Raw genomic sequence first — 7,862 nt, forward strand, 5'->3', positions numbered from 1 at the left:
TCTCATGTGGCTTGGGGACGTCGATGAATCGGCTGCGAGCCAGGCTGTCGAGTCGCGGGTGGCGGATGTGAAGGGATGAGCGAGCGGTCCTGTGGATCCCCCGATGAACCAGGACAACGAGGCGTCGGGGCGAGGAGGATACGTCGGGATGCTTCGATCAATCACCGAGCACGACATTCCGAGCATGGTTCAAAAGCCGTTTTTTGAACTCTAAACCGCGCCGACTCCGGCGCTCGTGGGTCGCACGAGGCCGAGCCGACGCACCGACGGCGCATGTCCCGCCGGGCGCGGTTTAGCGGGAGACGAGGGCAAAGCTCTGCTCGGCCGCATCCAGCGTCGCCTGGATCTCGGCCTCGCCATGCGCCATCGAGACGAAACCGGCCTCGAAGGCCGAAGGCGCCAAGTAGACTCCACGCTCCAGCATGGCATGGAAGAATGTCTTGAATTGTTCCTGATTGCAGGTCGTCGCCTGCGCGTAATTCGTGACCTTCTCGCCGGTGAAGAAGAGCCCGAACATCCCGCCGGCTTGGTTGGTGCTGAAGGGGATTCCCGCGGCATCGGCGCGTGCCTGCAGACCGGCGAGAAGCGTTGCCGTCGTCGCGCTCAGGCGGTCGTAGAAGCCGGGTTCGCTGAGCAGCTCCAGGGTCTTCAGGCCGGCCGCCATCGCAATCGGGTTACCCGAGAGGGTGCCGGCTTGATAGACGGGCCCGAGCGGGGAGATGCGGGACATGATTTCGCGCTTGCCGCCGAAGGCGCCGACCGGCATCCCGCCGCCGATGACCTTGCCGAGCGCAGTGAGATCCGGCGTGACTCCGAACAGCTCCTGGGCGCCGCCGCGCGAGACGCGAAAGCCCGTCATGACCTCGTCGAAGATGAGCACGGCGCCGTATTGGTCGCAGATCTCACGCAGCCCTTCGAGGAATCCCGGCACGGGCGGGATGCAGTTCATGTTGCCGGCGACCGGCTCGACGATGATGCAGGCGATCTCGCTGCCGATCTCGGCGAAGGTCTCGCGCACCTGCTCCAGGTCGTTGTAGGCCAGGGTGATGGTCAGCTCGGCCAGGGCCGCGGGCACGCCGGGGGAGCTCGGCTCGCCGAGTGTCAGTGCGCCAGAGCCGGCCTTAACCAGGAGCGAGTCGACGTGGCCGTGGTAGCAGCCTTCGAACTTGACGACCTTGTCGCGACCCGTGTAGCCGCGGGCCAGACGCAGGGCGCTCATGGTCGCCTCGGTGCCGGAGCTGACCATGCGGACCATGTCCATGCTCGGAACCAGCTCGCAAACGCGGTCGGCCATGGTGGTTTCCAGCTCGGTCGGGGCGCCGAAGGAGAGGCCCTTCTGGATGCGCTCCTGCACGGCGGCGATGACCTGAGGATGGGCGTGCCCGAGGATCATGGGGCCCCAGGAGCCGACATAGTCGACATAGCGCTTGCCGTCCGCGTCGATCGCGTAGGCCCCGGAGGCGCTGTCGAAGAAGACCGGATCGCCGCCGACTCCGCGAAACGCGCGCACCGGCGAGTTTACGCCGCCGGGGATATGGCGCTGCGCGGCTTGGAAGAGATCATGGGATCGGCTCATCGGGGGTCTCCGTCGACAAAAAGTGAGGCATAGGCGCGCGCCGCGGCGGCGAGGTCCGGCTGCGCAAAGACACCGGTCACGACCGCCAGCATCCGGGCGCCCGCCGTGATCAATAGCCCGCCATTTTGTGGCGTGATCCCGCCGATCGCAACCGCGGGAATTCGGAGGCTGTCGCGAGCGGCGGACAGAAGCGCCGGGGAGGCGCGTACCGCATTCGGTTTGGTGGCCGAGGGGAAAAAGCTCCCGAAGGCGATATAGCTTGCCCCTGCCTGCGCGGCGGCCCGGGCGAGGGCCAGGTCGTCGTAGCAGGAGACGCCGATGATGGCGTCTGCTCCGAGGCGCCGGCGTGCCGCGATCGGGTCGCCGTCGTCACGGCCGAGATGCACCCCGTCGGCGCCGATCTCCGCGGCGAGTGTCACATCGTCGTTGATGACAAGCGGAACGCCCGCGGCACGGCAGATGCCGAGTACGGCGGTGGCCTGGTCGCGCTGCAGCTGCCGATTGGAGCCCTTGTGGCGATACTGGACGAGTCTCGCGCCGCCGGAGAGGGCCTGAGCGACCTGCTCGGCGAGGGCGCGGGGGGTGTCTGCGGTATCCGGGGTGACCAGATAGAGTCCGTCGAGGTGTGTCATCGGTCGAGCCCGTAAAGGCGATTGGGTGTCAATTGGCAGCGGCCGGTCCGGAATGCTCGATCGAGGCTTTCCCAGGTATAGGCTTGGGCTTCGGCGACGGCCTCCGGCATCATCGCGCCGAGCGCGAGGCGGGCGGCGATTGCGCTCGCCAGCGTGCAACCTGAACCGTGATACTCGCCGGCCAAGCGCGGCCAGGCCAGGCGCTGTTGAAGCCCCTCGGCGTTGAACAGCCAGTTGGCGACATCGGCCGTGTCGTCGTGTGTACCCGTGATCAGGACCCACCGCGCTCCGAGCGAGAGCAGGCGCGTCGCGCACGCGGCCGGATCGAGTGCGCCGGTCAAGGTTTGCGCCTCCGGCAGATTCGGAGTGACGAGCGTGCTGCGACGCACCAGGCTCACTCGCAATCGATCCAGCATGGCGGCGTTCGCGACGCGCTGTCCGGCCCCGCTGCCCAGGACGGGGTCGAGGACGACCGGACGATCGGGGTTCTCGTCGATCAGCATTCCGAGCATATCGATCAGCGGGGCGCTTCCGATCATCCCGATCTTGAGTGCGCCGGGGATGCAGTCGCGCAACAGGGCACGACACTGCCCTTCGACGTGCTCCGGGGCTTGCGGGTAGATTCGCGAAAGCCCGCAGGTGTTTTGCTCGGTCAGCGCGCTGATGACGGTAACCGGGAAGGCGCCTGCTGCCCGAACGGCCTCTGCGTCGGCAAGGATACCGGCCCCGCCGCTCGGGTCGTGGCCGCCCACGCAGAGGACAACCGGTCGATCTTTGATCGTGCTCATGGGGCAAGTCTCTTGTGGGCGGCGTGCGTGTGCAGCCGGGTCGACGTCAGTCGGCGTTGCCGCCGCGGCGTCCGCTCGGCAGGCGATCGGACATGATTCACCCGCGCTTCGTTGAAATCGGCGTAGACCCGCCCGACCATCTGACCGAATTAAACCCCGGTGGGATCAAGGATGTCGATCCCGGCAAACCGTTTCGCCGGGGGTAGAACCGCGCCGGAGCGACTCGATGAAGACCTATATGTGTGTGATTTGCGGCTTGATCTACGACGAGGCCGAGGGCTGGCCGGACGACGATATCCCGCCAGGGACACGCTGGGAGGACGTACCGCTCAACTGGAAGTGTCCCGAGTGCGGCGCCGGGAAGGACGACTTCGAGATGGTCGAGGTCTGATGTCCCGCGAGCTTGACGGCGCTGCGACGCCGAGCAGCCGAACGGCAGCCGTAACCGAACGGCTGATACCACTCGGTAGTCCCCGCGCATTGACGATTTTCTCGTCTACACTCCTTGGCATGGACGCAATCGCCGAACGACAGCTGAGCGGACTCGAAGGCCTGGAGGTTGCCGGGCTGGCTAGGCGGTATTGCGACCTCATCGAGGCCTCGGCAGACAGCCGTCGGCGGCGCTGGCTGGGCGACGTGGCGCGTCTCCTGCCGCGTCTCCAAGCGGCGATCTCGTCCGTGTCGACTCCGGTCCCGGGGGTCGTCCCCACCACCGTTCTGGATCTCGATGCGCGTTTCGAGCTGTTCTGGCAGTTGCGGCGGTTGCTCGCCGATCGCGACGGCTATTGGTTGGAGTTCGATCGTGCCAGCGAGGGCGTCGACGGGATGACCGGGAGCTTGGCGGACGATCTCACCGACATCTATTGCGAGCTGAAATCCGGACTCGGACTCTATGCTCGTCATCCCGAGCGCGCCTTGAGGGGCTGGGCCTACGGATTCGATCGGCACTGGGGCCGGCATCTCGTCGATGCCGAGCGCCATCTCGCCTTGCTCGCCGCCCAAGGGCGCCTTGAGCTTTAAACCCTCGCATTTGCGGTAGCATAATTGTCGGGTTGTCTGCTAACCTTTCCCGCTGATTCGATTTGTCAAGAGGCCGAGTCCTATGTCCGCGGTGTTGAATGAAATGGAGCTGACGCTGACCGCGCCGGCCCAAGCGAAGATGGCCGATCTGTTCGAGCAAGTCGACGATAACGTGCAAGGCGTGCGAGTGTTCGCGACCCCCGGTGGCTGCAGCGGTATCAGCTTCGGCATGACTTTCACCGATGCCATCAACGACGACGACGGTGTCTTGGCCTTCGCCGGATTCAAGGTCGTGGTCGACGACGGTACGTTGCCCTATCTGCGTGGCGTCGAGATCGATTTCGTCGATCAAGGCGACGGCAACGCGACCTTCGTCTTCAATAATCTTCCTCAGGTCGGTGGCGGAGGCTGTGGTTCCTGCGGGTCCTCGTCGGCCTCAGGCGGCGGCTGCTCCTGATCCCGAAGGCGTCCTGCGTGGCCTCGACACGAGAAGCGGCTGATGCCGCTTTTTTGATGGGGGGCGATAAACGGCCGCGTTCTGCTTTGCGCACGCTTGGAGTCGAGTCGGTATGGTGAGGGTCGGAATCGTCGGCGGTACGGGTTATACGGGCGCTGAGCTCTTGCGGATCCTGGCGAGACATCCCGTCGCCGAGCTGGCGGTGATCACCTCGCGTAGCGAGGCAGGTATCCCCGTTGCAGAGATGTTTCCCCATCTGCGGGGACGGATGGATCTCGAGTTCAGTGCTCCGGACGAGGGCGCACTGGCTGAATGTGACCTCGTTTTTTTCGCCACGCCCAACGGAACGGCCATGCAGGCGGTGCCGGATCTACTTGAACGCGGCGTGCGTGTGGTCGATCTGGCCGCCGACTTTCGTCTGAAGGATCCGACGCTCTGGGAGACGTGGTACGGGATGCCTCATGCCTGTCCGGAGCTGTTGTCGGAGGCGGTCTACGGGTTGCCCGAACTGAATCGGGATGCCGTGCGCGATGCGCGACTGGTGGCGAATCCGGGTTGCTATCCGACGGCCGTGACACTCGGATTCATGCCCCTGTTGGCCGCCGAGGCGGTCGATCCGAGCTGGTTGATTGCGGATGCGAAGTCCGGCGTCAGCGGTGGCGGACGCAAGGCATCGACCGGTCTGTTGATGGCCGAGGTCGGCGAAAGCTTCAAGGCGTATTCCGTCACCGGGCACCGGCATGCGCCCGAGATCGTCCAGAATCTCGAGCGCTTTTCCGGTGCTGGCCTGCATCTGACCTTCGTGCCCCATCTCATCCCGATGATCCGCGGGATCGAGGCCACGCTTTACGCGCGCTTGATCCGATCCGACGTTGATCTCGACGATTTGTTCTCGACCTATTACGCAGACGAGCCCTTTGTCGATCCGATGCCCGGCGGGGCGCATCCGGATACCCGCTCGGTGCGTGGCGCAAACCTCTGCCGGATGTCGGCGACGCGTCAAGGCGATTCCGGTGTCGTCGTTGTCCAGTCCGTCATCGACAACCTCGTGAAGGGCGCCGCGGGGCAGGCGGTTCAGAATATGAATCTGATGTTCGGCATTGAAGAATCCGCCGGGCTGGACGCATTGGCTCTCCTTCCATAGAGGATCCGGGCCCGTTGAGATCGATGGACTCGGGGTAGCCGATGTGCGAGCGGTCCATATCCGGGAGCGCCGGTTCGGGATCTTACCGACCCCGTGGCTGAGCCATTGAAACGCCTCTCCTACCGCCTGCTGGCGGGCGGCGTCTATGCTGTTCTTTTGGCCGCGGCGCTCTGGGCGGGATTCGATCTCGGCCAGGCGCGCGTCACGACGCTCATGCAGCCGGAGTTGTCGGCACTGGACGCGCAGCGCCTTGACTTGGTTGCGCAACGAGATGCTCTGCGAGACGAGATCGCGGCGGCGTTGCGCGAACGGGTGATTTCCGAGCGTAGTCATCAGATTGACCGGGAGACGGCGCGTGCGCTTACCGACCAGCTCAAAGAAGCGCAAGACGCCCGCTTGGAATTAAGTCGGGAGATTTCGTATCTGAAGCGACTGGTCCAAGAGGGCGGCCGCGGTGCAATCCGGGTTCAAGACCTGCGAATCGTCTCCGACGGGACTCCCAAGGCCTTCCGCTATGCCTTCACGCTGACTCAAGTGGTGCCGGGATTCGCGGAGTCCACCGGCCACATTCGATTCGAGATCGAAGGGCGGAACGCAAGCGGTGTCGTGACGCTGTCGCTCGAGGACCTCCCGAGCGCAGAGCCGCGAACCCTGCCGATCGCACTGGAATATCTCCAAAGTCTGTCTGGATCCTTCGCGCTACCCGACGATTTCGAGCCCTCCGCTGTTCTGATCGGGATCGAGCCGTCCGACGACCGCTTGATACCCACCTCGGAATCCTTTCCTTGGGCCCCGACGGCGGAGGCGCCGCTCGGGTCGCTCCTGGAGGCGTTGTCTCGAGGTGCTTGATGCGACGTCATTTTAAGCCGCGGAATCGATCGACATCCTTCGCCGAGGGGTCTAGGCGCTTGAAAAAACCAACGAAGAGCATAGGATAAAGACATTGAAATCCTCAACCCGAGAGCCGATACGATATGACGACCGAAGCTGCCGCTGATCACCCGCTGGTTTTCACCAATTCTGCCGCGTCCAAGGTTGCACAATTGATCTCCGAGGAGGGCAATCCTTCTTTGATGCTGCGCGTCTACATCCAGGGTGGTGGATGCTCAGGCTTTCAGTACGGGTTTACGTTCGATGAGGAGGTCCAGGACGGCGACACGGAGGTCGTGACCGACGGCGTGACCCTGTTGGTCGACCCGATGAGTCTGCAGTATTTGATGGGTTCCGAGATCGACTATACCGAGGGACTGCAGGGTGCTCAGTTCGTCATCCGCAATCCCAACGCGACCACGACCTGCGGCTGCGGCTCGTCCTTCTCGACCTAGTTCTGTCCGGGGCGGAGCGTCTGCTCCGTCGGGGGCGCAGGTTGGTCCGCCCCGTCCGCACTCGTCGACTGCTTGGGCGGAATCGTGAGGGGAATGACGCGGCTATCTGGGGCCTCGTCCACACCGTCGTCAGCAGGCCGGTTGGAAAACCACTGCCAGCCGGCATAACCCAAGAGCGCGATTGCAAGCGCGGCCAACATGCCCGCGATCACCTTGAGCGTCTTGCTGCGTGCCTTGCGTCGCGGCCACTCTGTTTGTCTAAATTTGTAGTCTCGCATCATCACTCGATCACAAGGCGCGGAAAAATCGAAGTTTTCCAGGTGGTGGCTAGTGTAGACCCAAAAGAGGCCGAGCGACAAGTCGCGCCCCGGGGCAGCTCAGTCGCAGGTGGCTATCGACTTGTGGGCGGTTTGTCTCCGTCGTAATCTCGTCCGCTTTTAGCCGAAGCCCAAGGGGTTGGACGACCGAAACATCATGGAGACACTCGAACGTACACTCGCGCTCATCAAGCGCGGGACCGACGAAATCCTCCTCGAAGACGCACTTCGCCGGAAACTGGCCCTCGGGCGCCCGCTAAGGGTCAAGGCGGGCTTCGATCCGACAGCCCCCGACCTTCATCTCGGGCACACGGTTCTGCTCAACAAGCTGCGACAGTTCCAGGATCTCGGGCATGAGATCCTGTTTCTCATCGGCGATTTCACCGGGATGATCGGCGATCCCACCGGAAAGAGCGCGACACGCAAGCCGCTTTCGCGCGAGCAGATCCAAGACAACGCCAGGACCTACCAGGACCAGGTTTTCCGGATCCTCGATCCGGAGCGAACGCGTGTCGTCTTCAACTCGTCATGGCTCGAACAGCTCGGAGCGGCCGGCTTGGTGCAGCTGGCAGCTCGGCACACCGTGGCTCGGATGCTCGAACG

General features: G+C 64.0%; 11 protein-coding genes (1 of these 11 cut by a window edge). 7 read left to right on the forward strand and 4 right to left on the reverse strand.

Going from position 1 to position 7,862, the window contains the following annotated elements; all coding sequences use genetic code 11:
* Positions 1-292: 292 nt before the first annotated feature.
* Genes hemL through thiD form a run of 3 tightly spaced genes read right to left on the reverse strand, consistent with a single transcriptional unit; the run spans position 293 to position 2,996 of the window.
* Complete coding sequence (hemL, locus tag LT988_RS15270) at positions 293-1,576, reverse strand: glutamate-1-semialdehyde 2,1-aminomutase (protein ID WP_232406408.1); 1,284 nt, start codon at positions 1,574-1,576, stop codon at positions 293-295.
* On the reverse strand, positions 1,573-2,208 hold the full coding sequence (gene thiE, locus LT988_RS15275; protein ID WP_232406409.1) for a thiamine phosphate synthase: 636 nt from the start codon (positions 2,206-2,208) through the stop codon (positions 1,573-1,575). Before thiE ends, hemL begins: the two co-directional genes overlap by 4 nt.
* Entirely contained in the window at positions 2,205-2,996 is a 792-nt protein-coding gene (thiD, locus tag LT988_RS15280; protein WP_232406410.1) for a bifunctional hydroxymethylpyrimidine kinase/phosphomethylpyrimidine kinase, read from the reverse strand. The genes thiE and thiD overlap by 4 nt, the downstream gene beginning before the upstream one ends.
* A gap of 226 nt (positions 2,997-3,222) precedes the next feature.
* On the opposite strand from thiD, the gene LT988_RS15285 reads away from it, so the two are divergent.
* From LT988_RS15285 to erpA, 6 genes are all read left to right on the forward strand, one after another.
* Positions 3,223-3,387 (forward strand): rubredoxin, encoded by a 165-nt coding sequence (locus tag LT988_RS15285; RefSeq protein ID WP_007191431.1) that lies wholly within the window; start codon positions 3,223-3,225, stop codon positions 3,385-3,387.
* Positions 3,388-3,506: 119 nt separating this feature from the next.
* On the forward strand, positions 3,507-4,016 hold the full coding sequence (locus tag LT988_RS15290) for a DUF5063 domain-containing protein (RefSeq protein ID WP_232406411.1): 510 nt from the start codon (positions 3,507-3,509) through the stop codon (positions 4,014-4,016).
* An 82-nt stretch (positions 4,017-4,098) separates the two neighbouring features.
* A complete protein-coding gene (locus LT988_RS15295) occupies positions 4,099-4,473 on the forward strand; it encodes a HesB/IscA family protein (RefSeq protein WP_232406412.1) in 375 nt (124 codons plus the stop codon).
* A 112-nt stretch (positions 4,474-4,585) separates the two neighbouring features.
* Complete coding sequence (argC, locus tag LT988_RS15300) at positions 4,586-5,617, forward strand: N-acetyl-gamma-glutamyl-phosphate reductase (protein ID WP_232406413.1); 1,032 nt, start codon at positions 4,586-4,588, stop codon at positions 5,615-5,617.
* A gap of 93 nt (positions 5,618-5,710) precedes the next feature.
* The gene (locus LT988_RS15305; protein ID WP_232406414.1) at positions 5,711-6,466 is read left to right on the forward strand and encodes a DUF6776 family protein; all 756 of its coding nucleotides are present in this window, start codon (positions 5,711-5,713) and stop codon (positions 6,464-6,466) included.
* 125 nt (positions 6,467-6,591) lie between these two features.
* The gene (erpA, locus tag LT988_RS15310) at positions 6,592-6,942 is read left to right on the forward strand and encodes an iron-sulfur cluster insertion protein ErpA (RefSeq protein ID WP_232406415.1); all 351 of its coding nucleotides are present in this window, start codon (positions 6,592-6,594) and stop codon (positions 6,940-6,942) included.
* On the opposite strand, the gene LT988_RS15315 is transcribed toward erpA, so the two are convergent.
* On the reverse strand, positions 6,939-7,301 hold the full coding sequence (locus LT988_RS15315) for a hypothetical protein (RefSeq protein WP_232406416.1): 363 nt from the start codon (positions 7,299-7,301) through the stop codon (positions 6,939-6,941). The genes erpA and LT988_RS15315 overlap by 4 nt on opposite strands.
* Before the next feature lie 115 nt (positions 7,302-7,416).
* Here LT988_RS15315 and tyrS point away from each other — a divergent pair, with 115 nt between their 5' ends.
* Positions 7,417-7,862, forward strand: the 5' portion of a protein-coding gene (tyrS, locus tag LT988_RS15320) for a tyrosine--tRNA ligase (RefSeq protein WP_232406417.1). Its footprint extends 757 nt past the window's final position; 446 of the gene's 1,203 nt are visible here — the first part of the coding sequence; it begins with the start codon at positions 7,417-7,419; its stop codon lies beyond the right edge, outside the window.

Origin of the sequence: Thiocapsa bogorovii, assembly GCF_021228795.1 — a bacterium.
In the GTDB taxonomy this organism is placed as follows: domain Bacteria; phylum Pseudomonadota; class Gammaproteobacteria; order Chromatiales; family Chromatiaceae; genus Thiocapsa; species Thiocapsa bogorovii.